Origin of the sequence: Aliivibrio sp. SR45-2 (assembly GCF_963890165.1) — a bacterium.
GTDB lineage: Bacteria > Pseudomonadota > Gammaproteobacteria > Enterobacterales > Vibrionaceae > Aliivibrio > Aliivibrio salmonicida.
The window spans coordinates 14,061-37,501 of record NZ_CAWPRC010000148.1; the positions used below are offsets into that span (position 1 = coordinate 14,061).

Below are 23,441 nucleotides of genomic sequence, written 5' to 3' on the forward strand. Positions count from 1 at the left end.
CATTGTATGAGCTTTTTTATTACTCTATTTTCAACGAACCAGAAAATGGAACTTCTTCATCTTCTAAATCAAAACGATCTTTTGCTGTATAAACCGCAATATTATCAATTTCATCCTGACGCTCTCGCCTATCCTCTGCTACCATCTTCTCTGCATTTTCAACAGCAGCGACAACCATACGGTAATATTGTCCTAATTTTTTCTCAGGTGTGGCCGCTAACATATCTAAGCTATAACGAATATAAAGTGTTGGCAGTTGATTTAGCGCAATACATTTCATGTCTGTTATTTGATCAAGCGTATAAGAGTGGTAGAAATCGAGTTCAATGAAACGTTTTCCAACCAGTACTTCCATATAATTATGAATGTTTGATTCCATACGAATACCTTATTGTTATTAAATACGTAATGTTACGTAGTAAGCGTATTAATAAAGTCTTGTTATTGATAGAATAGGCAAATTGTCCTGCCAATTCAGTGACATGCCTTTACTTTTTTAGATTTATTAGGAACAGATAAAAACAATGTCTTCTAGCCTTCTGAGTCACCCTTTGTTTAAGTTACTTTTACCTATAATTTTGGTCGTTTCTGCGATTACAGGAATGAGCGGTATCATTCAACTTTCAGCTGAAAACAAAGGCTTCTCATACATATTGCCATACATTGTATTATCAATTGTATTGCTTTTAAGCCAACCATTTAACCAAGGTCGAATTGGAATGATTGCCATCAGTATGGCGATTGCTTATTGGATCATCCAAGAAAGACTGCAAGTACCTTTATCTTTTGGTACGACTCGTATTGAATTTACGCTAACCGCCTTTCTTTTACCGATTACAATGATGGCGACTTTCATTTTTCCTGAGCGTAGAATTTTCTCAAAATATGGTGCAGGTTACCTCTCTGTTCTTTTATTCATGTTCATTTGGTGTTGGATCATCGTGACGCATTTCTCAGAAAATGACATGACGGAGATTTGGGAAACCTACCTACTCAACATCCCTGAAATATCACCACTTCCTATTATCATCGTACTTTATAGCTTAGTGATGTGTGGCCTTTCTGCTATTTTTGTTTTGACTCGCAGTAACAATACCGATCTCGCGTCATACACTTGCTTACTTTACTCTTCGTTAACTTTTTCACTATTTAGCGTTGAATTTATTTCTAGTACGATGTTCTCTATCGCTGGTCTACTTCTTCTTTTATACATTATTTCAGCGAGCCACGAGCTTGCCTTTATTGATCAACTCACCAGCATTCCTGGGCGACGTGCATTGGAATCTGAAATGAAGCATCTTGGCCGACGTTATACCATTGCAATGCTAGATGTTGATCATTTTAAAAAATTCAATGACAGTTACGGCCATGACACCGGTGATGATGTACTTAAACTGGTTGCGAGCATTATGGCGCAAACCGGAGGAAACGCTAAAGTATATCGTTATGGTGGTGAAGAGTTTACGGTGCTGTTTAAAGGCAAAACCGCAGAAGAAAGCCTTGAATACCTTGAAGAACTGCGTGAAGATATTGCCGATTACGATTTAATTATTCGAGACACGTCAACTCGACCTAAAGATAAAAAAGAAGGTCAGGCGAAGCGTGGGAAGGCCAATAAAACCAAAGTAGTCAACGTGACGATTAGCATTGGTGTTGCCGACAATACCGAATATAAAAAACCACAAGACGTAATAAAAGCATCAGATAAAGCCCTTTATCGTGCCAAAGATGGTGGACGAAACTGCGTTAGTTTATAGATCTATCATTCCCCCCTCATCTGTACAAAACGTAACCGATAGCTATTTAGTTATCGGTTTTTTTTGTTTCTATCTCTCTTTAATCTACTTAGTTGACGATTCTACCTTGCGTATTTAATCAAGCAATGCGACACTCAAGTTATTAAAAAGTAACTATTTTGTTACCCATTGGATTGTAAATAACGACAAGGATAAGTTTATGTTTTTAGATTATTTTGCCCTCGGCTTACTCGTATTTGTAGCGCTAGTTATCTTCTATGGAATTATTGTTATCCATGATATTCCTTATGAAATAGCACATAAGCGTGACCATCCTCATTCAGATGCTATCCATATTGCCGGATGGGTCAGTTTATTTACTCTTCACGTTCTATGGCCATTCCTTTGGATCTGGGCAACGCTATGGAGAGAAGATCGTGGTTGGGGGTTTCATAAGATTGAAAATAACCAGTTAGAACTGCAAACACGCGTTAATCATTTAAACGATCAAGTTGAGTTACTGACAGAGAAACTGTCTCAAATAGAAATCAACCAAGTGAATCAACCGCCTCAAACACCCTCTAAAGAGGAGCAAATATAATGGATTTATTGCTGATTCTTACGTATACCGCTTTATGTATCGCGGTTTTTAAAATATTTAATATCCCTTTAAATAAATGGACTGTACCAACGGCAGGCTTAGGTGGCGTGGTTCTTGTTGGTACACTTGTTCTTTTAATGAACTATAACCACCCATTCACTCAATTTGGTGGACAGTTTTATGTCACTACTCCAATAGTGCCAAGTGTGAAAGGCAAAGTTATTGAAGTTAATGTAGAGGCAAACCAAGCTCTAAAAGAAGGTGATGTTCTTTTCAAAATAGATCCAATCCCGTTTAAAGCAGAAGTTGTCCGTAAACAAGCCGCATTAAATGAAGCACAACAAGGGGCTTTACAACTAGAGTCCATTTATAAATCAGCTCAAGCGAATACAATCAAAGCAACTGCTGACAAAGATAAAGCCTATCGTGAATTTAAACGTTATGAAAAAGGCTATAAAAAAGGCGCATTTACAGCTCAACAACTGGATACTCGCAAGCAGAACTATAAAGCCGCGCAAGCAACCGTTGAGTCAGTTCAAGCACAAGAACAACAAGCAAAATTAGCGTTAGAGTCTCAAATTAATGGTGAAAATACGACAGTTGCTCGTATGCGAGCAGAACTAGAACAAGCGCAATTCAATCTTGATGAAACAATAGTAAAAGCGCCTACTGATGGTTACGTAACTCAAATGGCATTACGTCCAGGTATGATGGCCGTTCCCCTACCTTTGCGCCCAGTAATGACCTTTATTCATACTGAAGCTCAATATTATGTCGGTGCATTCCGTCAAAATTCTTTACAGCGCTTACAAGCAGGCTTTAAAGCTGAATTTTTATTCCGAGCAATCCCGGGTAGAGTATTCCAAGGAGAAGTCGTCGAAGTTATTCCAGCCATTGGCGAAGGACAAATCCAAGCGTCTGGCTCATTACTTGGTACGAATGCAATTCAAACAAATGGACGCGCCTTAGTTAAATTAAAATTAACGGAAGACGTGTCAGAATTCCACCTTCCTGTCGGTGCTAATGCAGAAATATCTGTTTATTCCGATAGTTTTGAACATGTGTCTATTATGCGTAAGGTATTAATCCGTATGAAGTCTTGGCAAAATTTCTTATACCTTGATCATTAAACAACCAGAAGCCAACCATCATTTCATAACGCCTTAAGATACTGTTTTAAGGCGTTTTTTTAAATGTCAAACCCAATAAATAAATATATGTTTTTTTTCTTAACTCTGATATTATTCCTCGCGAAAAAAGCTGTTACTTAAATGTTAACAGCGCTTAGGTAGCCTCCGATTGGAGCTATCATATATATTATGTGAGGACACATGAGTACTACGGATAAGTACAGCATTGACAGTACTGATTATGAAGTTGGCCAAGACAATATTCAAAAATGGGGTTTTGATATTCATAACCAAGTTTTTGGTATTAGTGCTGGTGCCATTATTTTATTTCTTACTGTTCTTCTGGTTATGGACCCAACAGAAGCCAAATCTATTCTTGACGGCGTAAAATTAAGCATCATCAATAACTTTGATGGTCTATTTATGTGGTCTAGTAATATCTTCCTTGTTTTCAGTTTACTTCTAATTATCTCTCCTTTTGGTAAGATCCGTCTTGGTGGCGATAACGCAAAACCAGAACATTCCACTATTTCATGGATGGCAATGCTATTTGCTGCTGGCATGGGTATTGGGTTAATGTTTTATGGTGTTGCTGAGCCTGTTGCTTATTTTACCGATTGGTATGGTACACCGTTAGCGGTTGAACCATTTACCGATGAAGCAAAGAAAATGGCGCTAGGCGGTACAATGTATCACTGGGGTATTCACCCTTGGGCTATTTACGGTATTGTTGCTCTTTCTTTAGCTTTCTTTACGTTTAACAAAGGCTTACCACTATCTATGCGTTCTGTTTTTTATCCTATTTTAGGTGACAGAACATGGGGTTGGTTTGGTCATATCATTGATATTTTAACCGTATTGGCAACATTATTTGGCCTTGCAACCTCTCTTGGTTTGGGTGCACAACAAGCCGCTGGTGGTATCAACCATGTATTTGGCACCAACGGTGGTGTCAATATGCAAATTGGTGTCATCATCTTTGTTACCATGCTAGCAATGATCTCGGTTATTCGTGGGATTGATGGTGGTGTAAAACTGCTTAGTAATGTAAATATGCTTGTTGCTCTTGCCTTACTTATTTTCATCATCATCATCGGATTTTCTGATGTAATGGCAGCAATACCACTAACGGTTATGGGTTACATTGAGAACATCATTCCGTTAAGTAATCCACACGGTCGCCCTGATGAAGGTTGGATGCACGGCTGGACCGTATTCTACTGGGCATGGTGGATTTCATGGTCTCCGTTTGTAGGTATGTTCATTGCACGTGTTTCTAAAGGTCGTACTGTTCGTCAATTCTTGATTTCAGTAATGCTAATTCCAACAGCCGCAACCGCATTATGGATGTCTGCTTTTGGTGGTATAGCAATGGAACAAGTCACAAATAAAGTCGGTGAGCTTGGTGAAAATGGTCTACAAGACATAACCATGGCATTGTTTAATATGTATGATGCATTGCCAATGAGTACAGCTCTTTCTGTGATTTCAATCATCCTAATCATGGTGTTCTTTGTAACATCATCAGATTCAGGTTCATTGGTTATCGACAGCATTACCGCGGGTGGTAAAGTTGATGCGCCAGTACCACAACGCATTTTCTGGGCAATCGTTCAAGGTTCTATCGCTGCCGTATTATTATGGGTTGGCGGCACTGAAGCGATGCAAGCACTGCAAGCCGGTACTGTTTCTACGGCACTGCCATTCACCTTTATCTTACTTCTAATGTGTGTAAGTTTAGTGAAAGGGTTTAGTACTGAGAAATACGGTACGGTTCCAAAGACAAGTAAAGCTTAATATCTTTTAAGACAAAAAAAGCCCCGATACGCATTAGCTATCGGGGCTTTTTTATTCAAGTAATAGAAAGATTACGGGTTTGTAGAGAGCTCTTTATCGTCTTTTTCTTTAGCAAAATCAGCAATACGTTGAAAATCACTCGGTGTCCAATAAGATTTACTTTGTAATGATTTAGGTAATGCTACGAACGCATTATCATTTTGATTCGGCATAAGCTTAAACGTTACAAGTCCTTCGTGTTCGGTTGCTAAGCTTTCTTCCATTCCATTTTTAAACCCATTAGGACGAAGATCCGTGCCTAAATGATATTCTCTATGAATAACTACCCATTTATTTGGCAGACGTTTATCGCTATCCCACCATACACCATCCATACTTTCAATTTCTGCTTTTGACTCTTCTTTCGACCCGACTTTCAATTCAATAAACTTGTCATGAATCGCTTGTGTCATCGCTTTTGAAAAATCATTTTTATCTAGATTTGGATTATTAGAAATGACCGCACTCGCTAATTTTGCCCCAAGCATATTTGAATACAAATCTTCTGGCGAAAAAGCGGATGCGTATTCTTTAAAACCACCAACCGATTCCATACCAAACCATTGAGCAATTTCATGCCATTGCGCTAAACGATAAGCGGTTAATGCGGCGACTTCAATACTAATAGATTTTCGTTGTGCTTGCGAATACGATTCCGTTGAAGCGTTCATTTGTACTATTCGATCTTTTAATTCAGGAGAGAGAGCAATACTGTAGTTTTCACCTAAATGCGCACTGATTTCGGTATAGAGAAAATAGGTAAAATCGGCAGTATCACGAATATGAGCTGAATCTAAAAAACCGCCTTTTTCTGAATAAAAAATTCCGTTACTTTCGTCCCCGAATCCCATTAAGCTACTCGCAACGCTTTGGCTTCCATCATTATAAATATGATCTCCTAACTCGCTGATGTTCAGTACGTTTTCAACAGAAACAAAAGGAACGGGGATCCCTCCTACTTCGGTTTGTAAATTAGTACCAAACGCACAGCAAGGCCTAACGCCGACAGGAGCTTCAGCAAAGACTGAAAATGAACTCCCCAAAAAAAGGAAACTCGCTATCATAGCGACTGTTTTACTATTCATAGGATTACTCTCTAAAATGCTTCATTAATTTGAAAATAAATGGCTTGGCTGTTTTTCCCTAGACCATAATCCAACCGGACATTAACTCGAGGCTTAAACGCAAATCGATACCCTACCCCATAAGTAGGTAACCATTTAGAATCAAACAACGTATTAAAAGAATCGCCGACATTACCACCACCGATCCACGCAACCATTCCGTGTCTTTGTGTCAATTGATGACGAAATTCGATCTGTCCAGACAATTGCGTATTATCGCGATATTGGCCAGAATAATAACCACGCATACGCTTATCGCTGCCTAAGCTAGAAAGCGCAAACCAAGGTGCATCCCCTTCAACATCTTCACCAAAAACTTCCCAAGCAATAATAGTTGCATCTGATAACGCATAATACTGCCGATAGTTAATCGTTATTTTATCGAAATTAAAATCAGATCCAAACTCTTCTCGATACGCATTCCAATTGACACTAAATAGCATGCCTTTTTGAGCATTTAGTTCAAAATCTCGGCTATCATATTCAAGACTGAGTGTTGAGGCGCTTAAAAAACGATCAGCAAGATCATCACTTGGCAATAAGTCTGTATCAGACGATTGTTTACGATGACTTTCCATATCAAGGCCAATTAATACATAAGTATTCGGTAAAAATTGATACGCTATTTTCGGTGAAAACCCTAAAATCTGAGCTTCTACTAACGTTTTATTACTGTCGGTTTCTGCGGCAGTTCTACCAACACCCCAGTAGTACTCAGGGGTATGGCTTGCTTTCGCTTCCACAAGTAATCGCAAATCATCATTATCAAAATACGTACGATTATTCACACCAACACCATAAGAGCCAGAGCTAGACCCATAGCCGGTAATATTAATGGTTGATAATGGCGTCCCTTCTGTAGGTGCTGTCGGAGAATAAAGACCAACCGCCGCGATACCGATACCAAAGCCTTGCTCAGGATTTGCAAAAGGACCGGGTAATACAGCCCAATCAATCCCTTTACTGACATCGATGGTCTCAGATGATCCTAATTCTTCAAGAAAAGTATCGACCCAGCCTTCTGGTTTTTCTTTTGCTGAGATCGTAAAAGTACATGCGCTAAAAATAACGACAGTGAGGAATCCTATCAATCTCATGATTTAAAATCGCATATCAACAGTTAAGAAAAGGCTTTTTCGTTTACCTAAACCAGCTTCACCTAATAGGTATAATCCATCGTCCAATTTATATTGCATACCTAATAACGTATTCCATGGGGTCACTAAATGCTGCTCAACATTAAAGCGGCCATTATCGACTTTACCCACAAGATTACCCAAACTGCCCGTTAATCCAATGTCAGTTAAGTTACCTGATAATGATTGTTCAACCTCTTGATACATCGCACCAACCCAAAAACGCAATGGCGTCCCCATGCGAGTAAAGTCATATCCTATACGAGGAGAAATAACGACAGAAGTGATAGAGCCATCAATAACGTTTAGTGCGGTTTCTGTATAACTCGCATCAACTAACGTAAAAATATCTTTATATCCACCAGCAAGAACAAAACCAGCACCATAAAGCGTGCCGTTCAAATCCAGACGAAATGGCATATTTCCTGACAATTTCTCAGACCCAAGCGCTTTTACATGAATCGTCGTCTCAGAATAACCTTTAAGTTGTCCAACAATGGCGTATAGATTAAGAAAAGGGAAAAGCCAAACATCACCACGTAATGTTAATACTTCACTCTCTTGCTTGCCATTTCCTACGGCGTCTATATCAACCAAATTACTTAGCGCATGCGGCGGCTTCCACGGCAAAAGAGCCGGAATAGTCCCCTCAAAACCAACACTGTCTACTGAGATGTCTTGAGTTTGTTTCATGTAACTAACGTTCAGCCCAAAAGCTTCAGGTAAAGTGTACCCACGAGCTTCCGCCTCCTCTTTCCAAATAGGTAAAGTAAAAGACTCTGCAAATAAATGAGAGGATATAAATAAAGATGATAAGCAAAGTGCTTTTGCAACTCTTTGCAGCATAACGACTCCAACAAAACTGAAGAAAAATGGTCCACAAATGGTTTCAGTTTTCGAGAAATCATACGCTCAGTTTTTTCTCAATCAATACAATTTTACACTGTTTTACATACAGAATTAATGTGCTTCATACTTAAGAATTAATGACTTATATTTGAACATAATCACACTATTAAAGATCAAGTAAAACAAATAAGATAAAAATAAACCACATATAACATTCAAATATAAAACAACCACATTACAAACAAAAAAATACCCAACATCATTTCATTCATGAATATTGGGTATTTGATTTATATATTATGTTTTCTTATTTCTTGAACTTACCGCGATTAGCATGAACGTTTGTTTTTGCTTTCATTTTTCTTTTATCTGAAGAACGACCACGGCTTTGTCTCGGTTGATTCTCTTTTTTCGGTGCATTAGGATCTGGTTCGTAACCCTTTAACCATTCTTGAGGTAAACGCGTATCTAATAATGTTTCAATCGCTTTTAATAAGTAATCTTCATCCGCACTCATTAATGAAACGGCTTTACCAGTGTGCCCAGCTCTGCCTGTACGACCAATTCGATGAACATAATCTTCTGCTTTAAATGGTAATTCGTAGTTAATTACGCATTCAAGTTGTTCAATATCTAAGCCTCGAGCAGCTACGTCAGTCGCAATTAATGCACGAATTTTACCCGTTTTAAACTCTTCTAATGCTCGAATACGAGCACCTTGGCTTTTATCACCATTAATAGAAGCCGCTTTAATGCCATCCAACTTAAGCTCTTTTACTAAATCATCAGAACCTTGCTTGGTTTTTGTAAAGACTAAAACTTGCTTCCAATTACGAGAGCCTATCAAATACGCAAGCAATTCGCTTTTACGATGCTTATCGACAGGATAAACCATTTGCTCAACAGTATCTGCAGTACTATTTGAAGGGGTAACTTGAACCACTTTTGGATTATCAAGAATACGGTAAGCAATCTCTTTAATCTTATCGCCAAACGTAGCAGAGAAAAATAACGTCTGATGCTTGCTTGCCATTTTTCGTAAGATACGTTGAATGTCAGGCATAAAGCCCATATCAAGCATTCTATCTGCTTCATCTAAAACAAGGTATTCAGCTTGATTTAACGTTATATTGTTTAAGTGTAAGTGATCAAGTAATCGCCCTGGTGTAGCAACTAAGATGTCTGCACCACCAATAAGGTTTTCTGTTTGTATTTTGACACTTGTGCCGCCATACGCTACAACACACTTAAGGTCGGTATTTTTAGTATACGTCACCAAGCTATCGAACACTTGTTGAGCCAACTCTCTTGTTGGCGTCAAGATTAACGTACGAATAACTTTAGAATTAGCAATTCGTGGACTTGGGCTTTCAATCAACCGTTGAATTAGTGGTAAACCAAAGGCCGCCGTTTTACCTGTACCCGTTTGTGCCCCTGCAAGTACATCATGTCCTTTTAATACGAGTGGGATAGCTTGCTGTTGTACAGGAGTTGCCTCTGTAAAACCCAATTCTGAAACGATGTTAACGAGCTCGGTAGTTAACCCTAATGAAGCAAATGACATGATGAACCTTTACATAGACAATAATTTGGGCTGATTGTAACAAAACTAATATCAATCATACTAATTAAATCATTAGCTATAGATACTTAGTAATATCGACAGTATCTAACTGCGCTTCTGGTAGGTATGTTTTCGCATACTCAATATAAAGACCACTTTCAATAAAGAGCTTAAATACATCTTCATCAATATATTCATCGACAACCATCTGATACATGATCTCAATAGCAACACTCACTGGTTTTGCTTTTTTATAAGGCCTATCAGATGCGGTAAGGGCTTCAAAAATATCAGCCAATACTAATATTCGCTCTGGAACAGACAAGTCTTTAGCACTTAATTTTCTAGGGTAACCCGTTCCTTTTAGCGTTTCATGATGAGTTGAAGCATATCTTGGAACTCGAGCTAGTTTAGGTGGGAATGGTAAGCTCTCTAGCATCTTGATTGTACTTATCATATGTTCATTAATTTTAAAACGATCTTCTGTCGTTAACGTTCCACGCTCAATGCATAAATTATATATTTCCCCCAAATTGTACTGTAATTCAGGGACCTCCATTTTTATTCCAAATTCTGGGTTTATTTCAAACGAACGGACACGGGTAATTTGATGATATGGTTTATCACTAAGTAATTGCTCTTTTATGGGCAGTGTTACCGTGCTTTTATCTATTGCTAGCTCTTCGGCTGGTGATAAGCCTAGGGTGTCATCAAAAAAACGTAACCATTCTTTTTTCGAAATTAGATGGATCTTATCTTGAGCCTCTTCACTCATGAATTCTTGACCAACATTACAAGTGGCAACAAATTCAAATTCTTGTCTTAATTCTTTCTGTGTTAACTCTTTTTGTTTTCTTAGTTCTGATTCATTATTTGGCGTTTCTTGAACTGCCTTATAATATTCAATTTCAGCATCACGCCATAACACTTCAAATCTCATGCGAATTTCATGAATTCGATTATAATTGGCTTCTAGTTTTGTTCCTTTATCAATAATATGTTCTGGTGTGGTTATCTTCCCACAATCATGAAGCCAAGCCGCAATTCTGAACTCTCTACGTTCATCCTCATTGAGAAATACAAAGTCTTTTAAGATGCCTCGTTTCGACGTTTCAGCCGCTTTTGCTAACATCATTCCTAATATTGGCACTCGATTACAATGCCCTGCCGTATATGGCGATTTATCATCTATCGCTTGAGCAATCAATTGAATAAAAGACTCTACGAACTCTTCTTGATTTTTTTCATGTTGGATAAGCTCTTTAACCATATCATCGACTGAGACGGATAAATCCCATACTTCTTTTATATAGCTATCCACTTTTAGTACCTGATCATAATTACCATTTTTTATTTGTATGGTTTCTTTTTGCAATAATCGAATCGGTTTAACAACAGGTCCACTTAAAAACCACGCAAAGGGAATAAATAGCACCATCACAATCATCGTTAGTAAAATTGAGGCATAAAGTTTTTCGTTCACTTCTGAATAAATAAGTTCATTAGGAATAACGACCCCAAAATATTCATTTTCATTAATGGCGCTGACATAAAAATATTTCATCACGCCATTGACGTCTTTTTGTATCAACTGGCCTTGCAACCCTTCACTGTTCGCTAACGTAACTAATTCGGGGTAAGGCACCAGAAGATCTCTTTCTTGATCTTTCACCGTCAAATGGTAACTGCCATTCCATTTGTCTTCTAACATTGAACGCTGAGCTAAAGAAATATTTTGGATAGCACGATTAATTAAATTTATAACCGCTTGATCTTCTTTCTTCATTGTGAAAAAGAATTTCAAGTTGCCATTCCAACCTAAAATACTCACATTCTGATGAAAAGTTAAATCACTAAATACATATTGTTCACTGGCGGCACCCAAGGTAAGCGTCGTACCAATAACAGCATCGGTTCGACCCGATACGACGGAACTCAACGCCTCTTTAATCGTGTCAAATATCACGATATCAACTCTCGGGTAACCTTGTTTTAATTTAGGGATCACTGACCAATCTTTAACAACCGCGAGTGCTTTATCATTTAACTGATCAAGTCTCTCTATTTTTATGTCCGTTTGCTTAGTCACAATACTAACCGGCAGTTGGTACATAGGTTCACTGTAACGTTCAAATTTTAAATTATTGTCTATTTTTAATATCGAATGTAATAGGTCTATTTCTCCCTTTTGATATTCTTCAACTAATTCATTCCAAGAAAAACCATTAATAAATTTGAATTTCAGCCCTGTCATTTCAGAAACAATTTCTAATAACTCGATGGCATAACCTTCAGGTTTACCTGCGACAGCATAGTCAATTGGAAGCCAATCCATTTGGTTTGATACTTTCAATTTACCGCGTTTTTGAACTAATGCTTTCTCTTCTTCCGTTAACTTTAAGGGAACCGACTCAATGTCTGCTTTTTTGAATGAATGATTCCAATTTGAAGCGATTACTTCACCCGAGTCTTTATAGATAAACCCTTCTTGATTACTCTCAAGAGCACTACCTAGAGAAGATGACACTAAAGCATCCGACATCGATGAAAGAACAATATCAATGCCAATCACTTTGTCGGTGTTTTCCACCTTAATTGAATACGTTTGCCCAGTGATTTGAAGATATTGAAAGAAATAAGGGTTAGTTTTATAAGATACATTTTCTTGAGCTTGTAAAAACCAAGGCCTTTGTGAAGGGTAATAAGTAGTGGCTGCTGTTGTTTTGTCTCTTAATGCAAAATCGTCAGAGTAATAAGAAAATGTTTTAATCCGTTGCGATCCCTCCCCTTTGGCCTGAACGAGTACCCATCGATCATTTTTATCCGCATTCAATTTTTCTCTAATAATTAATGACGCATCCAAATTAATCACTTGAAAAAAATCATCGTTATCAGAAGCAATATAAATACTATAAAAGATAGGATTATTTGATAATACTTCAGTAAATATTTTTTTAATGTCCTCTTCTCTTCTTTGATAATGAGGAGAGCTGCCAATTTTTGCTAGAATTTTACCTACGTTTGAAGCCCCGGTATCCAGAAAGCGGATGTGCGTATTTACCATCGTAGACATTGATGAATAGGTTGTTAATGCATTCTCTGTGGCGAGTTGCTTACTAAAATAATACTGAAACCCAATCGCTATTGATGCCGTAAATAAAGTAGCAAATACAAACAACCCCCCAAGTGCCAGTTTGATTGATATTTTTCTGTGTGTGAAACATCCTTTTCTCACCACCATTTCTAATCCTCTTTACCTACTGCACAAATAAAAACACTCACTTAATCTTAGTATAGTTAAAATAAAAAAATCCAACGTACTTTGAAATACGCTGGATCTAAGATTCTAGAATAATAGTGTGCTAACCATTATAGGTAGTAACGAGCACCTAACATCCACTTGTTGTCTTCTGTGTCATTATAATCATTACCAAGATCTAATTGATAACCAGTAAAGCCTACAAATTTATCAGTAAAGTTGTATTCCGCTTGAATAGCCGTAGTGCTATATACTGTTTTACTTGCGTCATTATCAACGACTGATTCATAATTTAAGCTAAGGTTTAAACTGTTATCTAAAGCGTAAGCAACCAAAGCTTCGTATGCTGAACCATCTTCAATCAAGATACCATTAGCATCACTGTTCATATTCTCATTCATTGCATATACACCAGCAACATATAAGCCTGAACCATATTGACCATAAGTTGCACTCAATATATGAGACTCAGATGTTTCTGATTTCAGACCGTAATCTACATCGCCTGTGTTGTATGCATAGTTTGCAGAGAAACCAGCAACATTATAATTCAATGCGATTTGAGCACGGTTACCGTAATCGTTCTCAATAATTGAATTGTCAGGCGTATCTGTTTTACGTCCCTGCCAACCAGCAGCCAATGCTAGTTTACCTGCATCACCCAATTCAAACGCTTTCCCATAGCTCAACATTTTGTCTGCACGAGCCGTACCTAAGTTACCTTGATCTTCGTAAAGAAATTCGTTGGCAAATGCAATTGGTAAATCAGCAACACCACCGACACTGTAATAAGGTGACCATTGCGTACCCGCAACAGCTCGGCCAAATTCTTCATGCGTCAAACCGATGTAACCTAAACGAGTCGTGAATGCATTTTCACCACCATCTAAATAGTTAAGAGCCCATTCGCCTTTTGCATCAGCAACAAAACCATTACCAAGATCATGCGTTGCATTAAAATTAATACGTGGAGAGACAGAAGTTACATCAGTATTACCTTCATCAGAACCTTCTAAAGCAACAGATACGTGACCACCAATATCAAAGGTTGTGCCTTCTTCATTATAAAGTTCAACAGCCACTGCGTTAGATGATGCAGCGATAATAGCTAATGCCAATAATTTTTTATTCATTCTCAATTTCCATTTAATTATGCCCTTTGAAGACTCTCTTCGTAGGGAACCGTATGACCAACAATTAAGTCACACGATAAATGCAAAGTTCAAACAATCAGAGTAAAACGTTAACAAAACACCAAAAAAATTAAAAATTTAGAACAGTTAGTTGTTATTAATCAATAAGAAAAGCACACCTAACAAATGTAGCAATATGTTTCATTTATGTTTTTTTAGCGTTTCCTTTCATGAGAAATAAAAATAACGTGGAGAATAAATGCGCTAAATGTCTAAAAAAAACACGAACACTTCTTTATTTTAATTTAAGACTTTACAAGATTTACTCATCGCCGTATTATGCGCTCAACAACGGAGGGATGGCTGAGTGGTCGAAAGCACCGGTCTTGAAAACCGGCAACCGTTAATAGCGGTTCTAGGGTTCAAATCCCTATCCCTCCACCAATTTTCAAAATTCAGATAGAGTCTGGGTTTTAAAAAATTGGAGCGGTAGTTCAGTTGGTTAGAATACCGGCCTGTCACGCCGGGGGTCGCGGGTTCGAGTCCCGTCCGCTCCGCCAATACAACCAAGGCATTGTCGAAAGACGATGCCTTTTTTGTATCTATCACATCTACGTTTATAAACGGACAGCAAGATAAACCTCCTCTTCCTCGATTATTTACCACATATAATACGTTTATTTTTTGTTCATAAAACGCTAGTATAAAAAGTATTATTTAATGACCGAGATAATATATGAAATCCATAGTTATCGATTCAACTTATGGCATTGTTATACATCGTAATTTTATTCCTTTGTTTGCAGATGAAAAATATGCACAGACATTTGGATTTGAATCCGTTAACGATGTTATGAATCTCAGTTCATTATTTGAAATTATTGATCCTAAGTTCCATGAACTCGCGCAACAATCTTACAGCAATGTCATGTCAGGAAAAGACCAACCGAAGGTTCGTTCATACGTCAACCAAGATGCTAATGGTCGAATTTTCTCAGTTCTAACTGTCGATCATATTGTGGAATGGGAAGGTGAACCTGCACTACAAATTACGGTTATTGATATGTCAGCCATTGATGAAACCAACCATAAGATTTTAGAGCAAGAACAAAAATACAAAGACTTAATATGGAATTCCTTACAGGGTATTGTTGTTCATCGCCACTTCAAACCGCTTATGGTTAATCCCGCATTTGTCCGTATTATTGGTGCTGAATCGGTTGCCGAAGTCATGGCGATGGAGTCTTTTAAATTCATTATTCCTGAATATAATCATGAACATGCATCTAATTTATACTATCAATTGATTTCTGGTGAAATTGAAAATACAAACTCAGTTGTTGAAAACATACGCCTTGATGGTGAATCTCGATTTTTTCAGTTATTTGAAAGTGTTATTGATTGGAATGGCGAACTTGCCGTTCAGAGTTCTATTATCGACGTTACTGAAAAATACCATTTAGAACGTAAAATTGAATTTCAAGCCAAACACGATGACTTAACTGGATTATTAAATCGCAGAGCAATAACTGAATTTTTATTAAAAGAACAAGAAGAGCATTTACGCCCCTCTCAGACTTGTTTATTAATTGATATCGATAACTTTAAATTTATTAATGACCAATTTGGCCACAGTGCTGGCGACAGTGTTATCCAACAATTTGCAAAGCTGTGTTCAACGTTCGTCAAAGATAACGGTGTTATCGGCCGATGGGGAGGTGAAGAGTTTATTATTTTCTTCCCGCAACTCAATGTAGAGCAGGCGAATAATATTGCAGAAAAAATCAGATATGCCTGCGAAGAAGTGCATTTTATATTTAATGGCATTCAACATTCAATTACGGTAAGTATTGGTATCAGCACCTGCCTTTCAACTTCATGCAGTATTGAAGCTTTAGTTCAAAACGCTGATAACAATATGTATCAAGCTAAACAACAGGGAAAAAACCAAATTGTCTTACCAAAACGATTAAGCTAATAACGCTCAATCGCAATGCCTATTTCTTGAGAGAGGTGTTGCAGCTGTTGTTCATCATCTAATAATACGGACCATTTTAATCCACTTCCTACTGCGCTAATTACATTTGCCCCACCAATCAACGTAATGGCATCAACTTCTGCTTGTAACATTGTTTTAGATTTATTATTTAATCGCACAACCAACTCATGCTGGTTAGCAATAATGTCCCCTTCAGAAAATGACATTTTCATTTACTACAACTCATACAGAATTTATTTGTACCAAATTATAGCAAACTTGTTCCCTCCTTCTTACTTCTTTTATCTACCTCTCATTTGTTTAAATTAGTTACCTATTGCTACCGCACTTATCTTGACTAAAATATCCACACGAACTATTCTAGCGCACAACTGTACGCTTAAATGGAACTGTTATTATGAATAAAGGATCTAAACCACCAATTATTTGGTTGAATGTATTTATTTTTACATCAAGTCTGTTACTTGCTTTAGTTGCAACCCCTATTTATGCCTATTATAACGGCCTAGGTACTGAACACTGGATATGGCTGCTGCTAACTTTTAGCTTTTGTAATCTTTCTATAACAGCAGGCTATCATCGTTTATGGTCTCATAAAGCTTATAATGCTCATCCTGCATTACGTTTTATTTTTGCTTTAGGGGGCGCCTTTGCCCTACAAAATAGTGCCTTACATTGGTCATCTGATCATAGAATTCATCATCGTCACGTAGATGATAATGATAAAGACCCTTATTCAGCAAAGCGCGGGTTTTGGTTTTCACATATAGGCTGGATGCTACGTCATTATAAGCCAGCTAAATTTGATGATTATTCAAACTGCCGTGATTTACAAAAAGACAAAATAGTCATGTGGCAACATAATCATTATGTTCCCCTTGCTTTAGTCATGAATCTAGGTGTACCACTGCTTCTGGGTGTTATTTATGGTGACATCCTTGGCATGCTTTTAATGATAGGTGCAGTACGTTTAGTATTAAACCACCACACGACTTTTTTCATTAATTCACTCGCTCATATCTGGGGTAGCCAACCTTATACAGAGAAAAATACCGCTCGTGATAATGGTATTTTAGCGGTCCTGACTTTTGGGGAGGGTTATCATAACTACCATCATATATTCGAAAATGACTATAGAAATGGCATTTATTGGTGGCAATATGATCCAACTAAATGGTTAATTAAAAGCTGCTCTTGGTTAGGGTTAACAAGCAAACTTCGCATTAGCCCTCAAGCTAAAGTAGAAAAAGCGCAAGCGTTAATGTTACGAAAAAAAGCAGAAGATAAAATTGCAAATCTTCATAACTATCATGCCGTAAAAGAGCATTTAGAGGCCGAGTACGAAGCCCTGATTGAACGCATGTCTGAATACTATGATTCAAAAAAGCAATTACTTGAAAATAAGAAAAATGCATTATCAAAACAATATGAAATCGCGATTCTAAATGTTCAACATAAACAAATAAAAATGCAGTTTGAACAACAGAAAAAAGCATGGAATCGCTTAGTACTTCAATATGTTTAATTGATAGAAACAAAAAAGGACATGACTTCATCGCCATGTCCTTTTTTATTGTCAAAAATACTGAGTCATAACGATCTACTCTTTCGGTAGTATCCAAATAATGATAACCCAAGCAATCCAAACAATGAAATTGGGCCACCAGAGCTACTGCTACTCGTTGTTGCTGTAATCGTTGATGTAACTTCGCCCCTTTGAGCTTTCAGGATCCAGTCTTTATATTGACTGACATCGGTAAAAACAGACTGAGCAGGTAACGTACCCGTTGCTACGATCGTTTGACCACATACTGATGGACCAAAACTAACGATACCAATTTGAGTTCCATTCCAAACAAGTGGACCGCCAGAATCCCCTTGGCACGTTGCGGTCACTAAATTTGAAGAATCAAAAGAATACCCGGACGAGCACACTTGCTTATCTGACGTAGTGAAGTTAGCCCACACATTACAATCCGTTGGATTAACATATTTCACCTGAGCTTCCATAAAATCAACGTTTGTATTTGCTTGAGTCGAAGATAGTCGCCCATAACCAATAATGGTAAAAATAGAGTCTACCATTCTGTAACCTTGATCTGATAAATCTCCTAGTGGTACCGCATGGCCCAGAGTGTAATTAGGTAACGCTTCTGATAACTCTAAGACCGCCACATCATTAATTAAGGTCGTATTATCATAATTACTTGGGTAATAGATATTCTTCACGGCAATGCGCTGTGCAGCAAGCATACTTTGACCATTATTTGCTTCTATTGCCACTTTCATATTTGAAACTTGTGAAGATGCAGTATCATAAACACAGTGTGCTGCCGTTAAAATATGAGTACTGTCTAAAATTGAACCACCACAAAATGGATAAATTACGCCAGGTTGACTTGCATATTCAAACATTAATGAAGCCATAAAAGGGTAACCCGCGACATTCGCGTCATTACCACCCACAATATACGGAGTAACTGAAAACTCTTCGGTTGCCAATACCGCTGGTGACAACAAAGATAGCGAGACAAGTGCTCCTACAACAACTTTCATTTTCACTCCTTGATAATGTTAAGTGTTAATTAAATTGCATTAACTTGTTATGATTTTAGTGTATTATTTTTATTTAGTCTTTAATTTAAATGTTTTAATTTTAATAAACATATTTCAATACATTTACATTATTCAGACATCGTCGAATGGATTTTACGTTACAAACTATACTAATAACGTTATTACTTGATAAACCAACACTAAAAAAATAGGAAAGTACGATGGGAAGAGTCTTCTTTTTTGATTTACTAAGGTGCATTGCAGCTATTGCGGTAGTCGCGATTCATGTGCTTGCCCCTTATAGAAACGAGCTTAACGTGATTCCATTTGACCAATGGGCAACGGCGGTATCAGTAAACAGCTTAAGTCGCTGGGCTGTCCCTGTTTTTATTATGATCACGGGTGCATTAATGCTCAGTGACAAACGAGAATTTAACGCCCCTTATTATGCCAAAAAACGCCTAGGGAAGGTGTTAGTTCCTTTTCTGTTTTGGTCTGTATTTTATGCCTTACTCTCAGGACTAACCGCACAAGGTTATGATTTTGAATCGGCGAAAAGCGTCCTTATCGATCTTCCTTTTGAGTACACCTATTACCATTTAGGTTTCTTTTATTACTTCATTCCACTCTATTTTGTGATCCCTTTCTTTCGAGTCATGGTGCAAAAACTGGATAACACCGCTTTATTTTCAATCATTGGGATCTGGTTACTAACCACTTGCTTCTTCCTAGCCAAATTTGAAGGATTGTGGAGCACTGAAATCTGGCTGTACAGTGGCTACTTATTACTAGGTTATGCGCTATATCAACGAGTAGAATTGACCAAGCAGAATACCATAATCGCTCTCGTTATCGGACTCACCGCATTAGCGACAACCGTTTACATGGTGATAAGCCAAAGTGTGCTATTAGATGAATACACCGTCGGAAGATGGTTGTCGTATAAAACCATTAATACCGTTGCGGCGGCTGGAATGCTGTTTTTTGTGTGTCGTTACTATGGCGAGTCATTATCAGAAAAATCACGAACCATCGTCGGTTTCATTAGTACCTACAGCTTAGGTATTTACTTACTCCACCCATTGTTCTTATGGCCGATGAAAAATTTCCAATGGTATGACGGCCATAATCCTATGTGGGTGATCCCTGTGTGGGTTGTGATCAGTGGTGCTGGCGCATTAGGGTTAAGTTGGTTACTTTCAAAATCCAAAAAGACGGCATGGCTTGTCCCTTAAAATAAACTAACTCTTCTCGGCTGCGATGATTAACTGTCGCAGCCATTGATTCGCCTTATTATTTTCAAATTTAGTCGGCCAAATCATATGCGTTTTAATTGGTTTTGTTGAAAATGGAGCCACTAATTTCTGCAATTTAAAACTGTGTTGATATTGAGAAACCAACCGAACAGAATTAATACCAATGAGATCAGATTGAGCAATACAAGCCATCATCCCCAGCATAGACGTATGCTCACTGCCCATTTTCCTATTCGGTAATACTTCTTCAGATAAATAATCGGTCATCGTTTGCTTAAAACGGCGCATATTCAAAAAAGCATGCTCCTCCTTAAAAAACATATCTGCATCAAGTGATTTATCGACTCGTGGATGCCCTACTCTCGCAATACAACAAATTTTATCTTCAGAGACAATCATACTTTGCAAAGAGGCTTGCCTTGGTTTTACTACATCTAATACTAAATCCACTCTTTCTAGCATTAATGCATCAATGATTTCAATATCGCTGCTTGGTAGTTCTTTTAGCGTCACTTTAAGCGTCGTATTTTTTAGTAATTCACGCAGTCTAATTTGTAGCTGGGGTAATACCGATTCTAAGGCATAGATAACAAAAGTACGCTTAGTGGACTGCGGGTCAAACCTATCGCCGTCATCCACCGCATTGACAAGCGCCATGACTGATGGCTCTACTTGTTTAAATAGATTCTCCCCATACGCCGTCACCTCTATCCCTCGCCCTGAGCGAATAAATAACTCATTTCCTAACGCACTTTTTAACCGACGAATCGCATTACTAACAGAAGATTGAGTTAACTCTAATTCTTCCGCCGCCTTAGTGAACGATCCTGTCTGGCATACAGAAACAAACACCCGCAATAAATTCATATCAAAATCTTTCTGCTTTGACATTGCAATCTCCTATGTCGACACATCAACGATTTACCACAGCGCAAATCAATACATTTATATTATAAATAATAAGTATATCTTTTTCTCTATTTTTAAAATGAATAGAGATCACTAATATTGATTTCAGCACTGAGGCATAAAACAAAAAACGCCTCATACATATTTTATATTCAAACTAATTTACTGAATTATTTAAACAGGTGGATTTATGAAAAAAACTATTTTAGCGGTTGTTATCTCTTCAATATCTTTAGGTGCAATCGCAGCAGAGCACGACCATGAACACTTTAGTGAAATAGGTAAACAAGGCGGAAAATCAGCAAGCGAAACAACCATTGCAAAAAACAAAGCGTTTGCCAAAACATTAAACTTTTCTGATACACGCGCATTTGATAACAATAATCGTGGGCTTATCGCTTCATTTGATCAAAAAACTGGTGACATTATCCGTAATAGCTTTAATTTCATTGACCCATCAGTGGCTAACGCCGATAACGCGCCAGATTCAGTTAACCCATCATTATGGCGCCAAGCGGTATTAAACCAAGCGGCTGAAGGTCTATATGAGGTAGTTCCTGGTAAAATTTACCAAGTTCGCGGAACAGATTTAGCTTCTATCTCTTTTATCCGCAGTGATAATGGTTGGATCGCTTATGACGTCTTATTAACCCAAGAATCTGCTGGGCAATCACTGAAATTCTTCCAAGAAAATGTGCCTGAAGGGGGAGATTTACCTGTTGTTGCAATGATCTATTCTCACTCTCATGCCGATCATTTTGGTGGATCTCGCGCAATTAAAGAAGCCTTCCCTGATGTTAAAGTGTACGGCTCTAAGCATATTACCAAAGAAATCGTTGATGAAAATGTCTTAGCGGGTAACGCCATGTCTCGCCGTACCGCTTACCAATACGGCGCAACACTTAACCGTCACGAACATGGCATTGTTGATGCTGCATTAGCAAAAGGGCTTTCTAAAGGTGCAATTACGTATGTACTACCAGATTACGAACTGAACCATAAAGAAGAAATTGAAACACTGAACATTGATGGTTTAGAGATGCAATTTATGGATGCCTCAGGTACAGAAGCGGCGTCAGAAATGGTGACTTACATCCCAAGCATGAAAGCGTTATGGACGGGTGAATTAACGTATCAAGGTATGCACAATCTTTATACACTGCGCGGTGCGAAAGTGCGCGATGGTTTAAAGTGGTCTAAAAAAATCAATGAAATGCTAATGACGTGGGGCTCAACAACAGACGTTCTTTTTGCCTCTCACTCAGCGCCAGTGTGGGGAACAGAAGAGATCTCTGATTACCTAAAAATGCAACGTGATGCTTATGGCTTTACTCACAACCAAACACTTCGCTTGGCAAACGACGGCGTAGTTCTGCAAGACATGGGCGATGAAATTTATACCGTGATGCCAGATAGTATTCAAAAAACATGGCACACCAATGGTTATCATGGAACTTACTCACATAATGCTCGTGCTGTTTACAATATGTATTTAGGTTACTTTGACATGAACCCTGCGAACTTAAACCCACTGCCAGTAAAACCTGAATCAGCAAAATTTGTTGAATACATGGGTGGCAGTGAGTTAATTCTAGAAAAAGCAGAAGCTGATTTTGAAAAAGGCGAATACCGCTTCATTGCAACGGCGTTAAATAAAGTGATTCAAGTTGAACCTAAAAACGTAGAAGCGCGTAAATTACTGGCTGATACTTATGAGCAACTAGGTTATCAAGCAGAAGGCGCCGGTTGGAGAAATATTTATCTTACAGGCGCTCAAGAATTGCGTGTAGGTACATTACCTGGAGCTCCTAAAACCGCATCACCTGATGTACTTGCAAATATGACCATTGAAAACTTACTTGATTATTTAGCTGTACGTGTCGACGCACTAAAAGCTCAACACACGCCGTTCACATTAAATGTTGTCATTCCTGATGAGAAAGAAACGTATTTTGTAGAAATGTCTAACGGCAACTTAAACAACATTTTAGTTGATAAAGAAATGAAAGCTGATGCGACATTATTAATCAATCGTTCTGATGTGTCTAAAATCCTACTTCAACAAGTAACGCTAACAACCTTATTAGAAAACGGAAGTGCTGGGATCAAAGGTGACAAATCAGTCCTACAAAAACTGACTGACTCACTAACTAATGCCGATGCTAAGTTTGAAATCGTCCCTCGCCCAGAAAAAGGCGAAGAAGTAGATGCAGAGTTATACGAAACAGCACATAAACATTAACCTATCTACCCTTTTATAAATAAAACGATTAGCAGCCGATGGTAAATAGCATCGGCTGCTTCTTTTCTACTTTCAAAATAATCTAAAAAACATCACCTATACTTAACACAT

General features: G+C 37.9%; 18 protein-coding genes and 2 tRNA genes. 10 read left to right on the forward strand and 10 right to left on the reverse strand.

The genetic code is table 11. From position 1 onward, the window contains the following. Positions 1-19: 19 nt before the first annotated feature. Entirely contained in the window at positions 20-379 is a 360-nt protein-coding gene (locus AACV33_RS08470) for a late competence development ComFB family protein (protein WP_023604370.1), read from the reverse strand. A gap of 145 nt (positions 380-524) precedes the next feature. Between AACV33_RS08470 and AACV33_RS08475 the strand changes: the two genes are divergently transcribed. From AACV33_RS08475 to AACV33_RS08490, 4 genes are all read left to right on the forward strand, one after another. Next, the gene (locus AACV33_RS08475; protein ID WP_017020896.1) at positions 525-1,757 is read left to right on the forward strand and encodes a GGDEF domain-containing protein; all 1,233 of its coding nucleotides are present in this window, start codon (positions 525-527) and stop codon (positions 1,755-1,757) included. A gap of 199 nt (positions 1,758-1,956) precedes the next feature. Further along, entirely contained in the window at positions 1,957-2,337 is a 381-nt protein-coding gene (locus AACV33_RS08480) for a DUF3302 domain-containing protein (protein WP_012551777.1), read from the forward strand. Next, positions 2,337-3,467 carry an HlyD family secretion protein gene (locus AACV33_RS08485; RefSeq protein WP_065611711.1) on the forward strand — a complete coding sequence of 377 codons (1,131 nt, stop codon included), beginning with the start codon at positions 2,337-2,339 and terminating at the stop codon, positions 3,465-3,467. The genes AACV33_RS08480 and AACV33_RS08485 overlap by 1 nt, the downstream gene beginning before the upstream one ends. A gap of 201 nt (positions 3,468-3,668) precedes the next feature. Continuing rightward, positions 3,669-5,264, forward strand: coding sequence for a BCCT family transporter (locus tag AACV33_RS08490; protein ID WP_017020897.1), 1,596 nt, complete (start codon positions 3,669-3,671; stop codon positions 5,262-5,264). A 71-nt stretch (positions 5,265-5,335) separates the two neighbouring features. On the opposite strand, the gene AACV33_RS08495 is transcribed toward AACV33_RS08490, so the two are convergent. From AACV33_RS08495 to AACV33_RS08520, 6 genes are all read right to left on the reverse strand, one after another. Next, positions 5,336-6,388 carry a DUF4056 domain-containing protein gene (locus AACV33_RS08495; protein ID WP_065611712.1) on the reverse strand — a complete coding sequence of 351 codons (1,053 nt, stop codon included), beginning with the start codon at positions 6,386-6,388 and terminating at the stop codon, positions 5,336-5,338. 11 nt (positions 6,389-6,399) lie between these two features. Continuing rightward, positions 6,400-7,524 (reverse strand): BamA/TamA family outer membrane protein, encoded by a 1,125-nt coding sequence (locus AACV33_RS08500; RefSeq protein WP_017020899.1) that lies wholly within the window; start codon positions 7,522-7,524, stop codon positions 6,400-6,402. A 3-nt stretch (positions 7,525-7,527) separates the two neighbouring features. Continuing rightward, positions 7,528-8,409, reverse strand: coding sequence for a hypothetical protein (locus AACV33_RS08505; RefSeq protein ID WP_017020900.1), 882 nt, complete (start codon positions 8,407-8,409; stop codon positions 7,528-7,530). Positions 8,410-8,719: 310 nt separating this feature from the next. Then, positions 8,720-9,976: a DEAD/DEAH box helicase gene (locus AACV33_RS08510; RefSeq protein ID WP_012551772.1), complete on the reverse strand. Its 1,257-nt coding sequence runs from the start codon at positions 9,974-9,976 to the stop codon at positions 8,720-8,722. A 76-nt stretch (positions 9,977-10,052) separates the two neighbouring features. Next, on the reverse strand, positions 10,053-13,217 hold the full coding sequence (locus AACV33_RS08515; RefSeq protein ID WP_182700147.1) for an HD domain-containing phosphohydrolase: 3,165 nt from the start codon (positions 13,215-13,217) through the stop codon (positions 10,053-10,055). A gap of 128 nt (positions 13,218-13,345) precedes the next feature. After that, the gene (locus AACV33_RS08520) at positions 13,346-14,368 is read right to left on the reverse strand and encodes a porin (RefSeq protein ID WP_017020903.1); all 1,023 of its coding nucleotides are present in this window, start codon (positions 14,366-14,368) and stop codon (positions 13,346-13,348) included. A 353-nt stretch (positions 14,369-14,721) separates the two neighbouring features. On the opposite strand from AACV33_RS08520, the gene AACV33_RS08525 reads away from it, so the two are divergent. The 3 genes from AACV33_RS08525 (at position 14,722) to AACV33_RS08535 (ending at position 16,346) form a co-directional block, all read left to right on the forward strand. After that, positions 14,722-14,812 (forward strand) — tRNA-Ser (locus tag AACV33_RS08525). Between the two features lie 39 nt (positions 14,813-14,851). Next, a tRNA-Asp gene (locus tag AACV33_RS08530) sits at positions 14,852-14,928 on the forward strand. Positions 14,929-15,104: 176 nt separating this feature from the next. Then, positions 15,105-16,346, forward strand: a complete 1,242-nt coding sequence (locus AACV33_RS08535; RefSeq protein ID WP_065611714.1) for a sensor domain-containing diguanylate cyclase — start codon at positions 15,105-15,107, stop codon at positions 16,344-16,346. Here the strand turns inward: AACV33_RS08535 and AACV33_RS08540 are convergent. After that, positions 16,343-16,579, reverse strand: coding sequence for a DUF3389 domain-containing protein (locus tag AACV33_RS08540; RefSeq protein WP_012551768.1), 237 nt, complete (start codon positions 16,577-16,579; stop codon positions 16,343-16,345). The genes AACV33_RS08535 and AACV33_RS08540 overlap by 4 nt on opposite strands. Positions 16,580-16,764: 185 nt before the next feature. Here AACV33_RS08540 and AACV33_RS08545 point away from each other — a divergent pair, with 185 nt between their 5' ends. Further along, complete coding sequence (locus tag AACV33_RS08545; protein ID WP_017023283.1) at positions 16,765-17,892, forward strand: acyl-CoA desaturase; 1,128 nt, start codon at positions 16,765-16,767, stop codon at positions 17,890-17,892. Between the two features lie 65 nt (positions 17,893-17,957). Here the strand turns inward: AACV33_RS08545 and AACV33_RS08550 are convergent, their stop codons facing one another. Then, a complete protein-coding gene (locus AACV33_RS08550; RefSeq protein WP_182700148.1) occupies positions 17,958-18,923 on the reverse strand; it encodes a S1 family peptidase in 966 nt (321 codons plus the stop codon). Between the two features lie 221 nt (positions 18,924-19,144). Here AACV33_RS08550 and AACV33_RS08555 point away from each other — a divergent pair, with 221 nt between their 5' ends. Continuing rightward, entirely contained in the window at positions 19,145-20,158 is a 1,014-nt protein-coding gene (locus AACV33_RS08555; RefSeq protein WP_182700149.1) for an acyltransferase, read from the forward strand. Between the two features lie 6 nt (positions 20,159-20,164). Here AACV33_RS08555 and AACV33_RS08560 read toward each other — a convergent pair whose 3' ends face one another. Further along, a complete protein-coding gene (locus tag AACV33_RS08560) occupies positions 20,165-21,070 on the reverse strand; it encodes a LysR family transcriptional regulator (protein WP_023604377.1) in 906 nt (301 codons plus the stop codon). Between the two features lie 208 nt (positions 21,071-21,278). Here AACV33_RS08560 and AACV33_RS08565 point away from each other — a divergent pair, with 208 nt between their 5' ends. Beyond that, a complete protein-coding gene (locus tag AACV33_RS08565; protein ID WP_182700150.1) occupies positions 21,279-23,330 on the forward strand; it encodes an alkyl/aryl-sulfatase in 2,052 nt (683 codons plus the stop codon). The last annotated feature ends 111 nt before the right edge of the window (positions 23,331-23,441 follow it).

Coding starts and splice junctions, on each gene's coding strand:
- AACV33_RS08490 (WP_017020897.1), top strand. CDS start 3,669: ATGAGTACTACGGATAAGTACAGCATTGACAGTACTGATTATGAAGTT.
- AACV33_RS08470 (WP_023604370.1), bottom strand. CDS start 379: ATGGAATCAAACATTCATAATTATATGGAAGTACTGGTTGGAAAACGT.
- AACV33_RS08495 (WP_065611712.1), bottom strand. CDS start 6,388: ATGAATAGTAAAACAGTCGCTATGATAGCGAGTTTCCTTTTTTTGGGG.
- AACV33_RS08510 (WP_012551772.1), bottom strand. CDS start 9,976: ATGTCATTTGCTTCATTAGGGTTAACTACCGAGCTCGTTAACATCGTT.
- AACV33_RS08555 (WP_182700149.1), top strand. CDS start 19,145: ATGGGAAGAGTCTTCTTTTTTGATTTACTAAGGTGCATTGCAGCTATT.
- AACV33_RS08485 (WP_065611711.1), top strand. CDS start 2,337: ATGGATTTATTGCTGATTCTTACGTATACCGCTTTATGTATCGCGGTT.
- AACV33_RS08535 (WP_065611714.1), top strand. CDS start 15,105: ATGAAATCCATAGTTATCGATTCAACTTATGGCATTGTTATACATCGT.
- AACV33_RS08515 (WP_182700147.1), bottom strand. CDS start 13,217: ATGGTGGTGAGAAAAGGATGTTTCACACACAGAAAAATATCAATCAAA.
- AACV33_RS08540 (WP_012551768.1), bottom strand. CDS start 16,579: ATGAAAATGTCATTTTCTGAAGGGGACATTATTGCTAACCAGCATGAG.
- AACV33_RS08550 (WP_182700148.1), bottom strand. CDS start 18,923: ATGAAAGTTGTTGTAGGAGCACTTGTCTCGCTATCTTTGTTGTCACCA.
- AACV33_RS08500 (WP_017020899.1), bottom strand. CDS start 7,524: ATGAGATTGATAGGATTCCTCACTGTCGTTATTTTTAGCGCATGTACT.
- AACV33_RS08565 (WP_182700150.1), top strand. CDS start 21,279: ATGAAAAAAACTATTTTAGCGGTTGTTATCTCTTCAATATCTTTAGGT.
- AACV33_RS08560 (WP_023604377.1), bottom strand. CDS start 21,070: ATGTCAAAGCAGAAAGATTTTGATATGAATTTATTGCGGGTGTTTGTT.
- AACV33_RS08545 (WP_017023283.1), top strand. CDS start 16,765: ATGAATAAAGGATCTAAACCACCAATTATTTGGTTGAATGTATTTATT.
- AACV33_RS08480 (WP_012551777.1), top strand. CDS start 1,957: ATGTTTTTAGATTATTTTGCCCTCGGCTTACTCGTATTTGTAGCGCTA.
- AACV33_RS08475 (WP_017020896.1), top strand. CDS start 525: ATGTCTTCTAGCCTTCTGAGTCACCCTTTGTTTAAGTTACTTTTACCT.
- AACV33_RS08505 (WP_017020900.1), bottom strand. CDS start 8,409: ATGCTGCAAAGAGTTGCAAAAGCACTTTGCTTATCATCTTTATTTATA.
- AACV33_RS08520 (WP_017020903.1), bottom strand. CDS start 14,368: ATGAATAAAAAATTATTGGCATTAGCTATTATCGCTGCATCATCTAAC.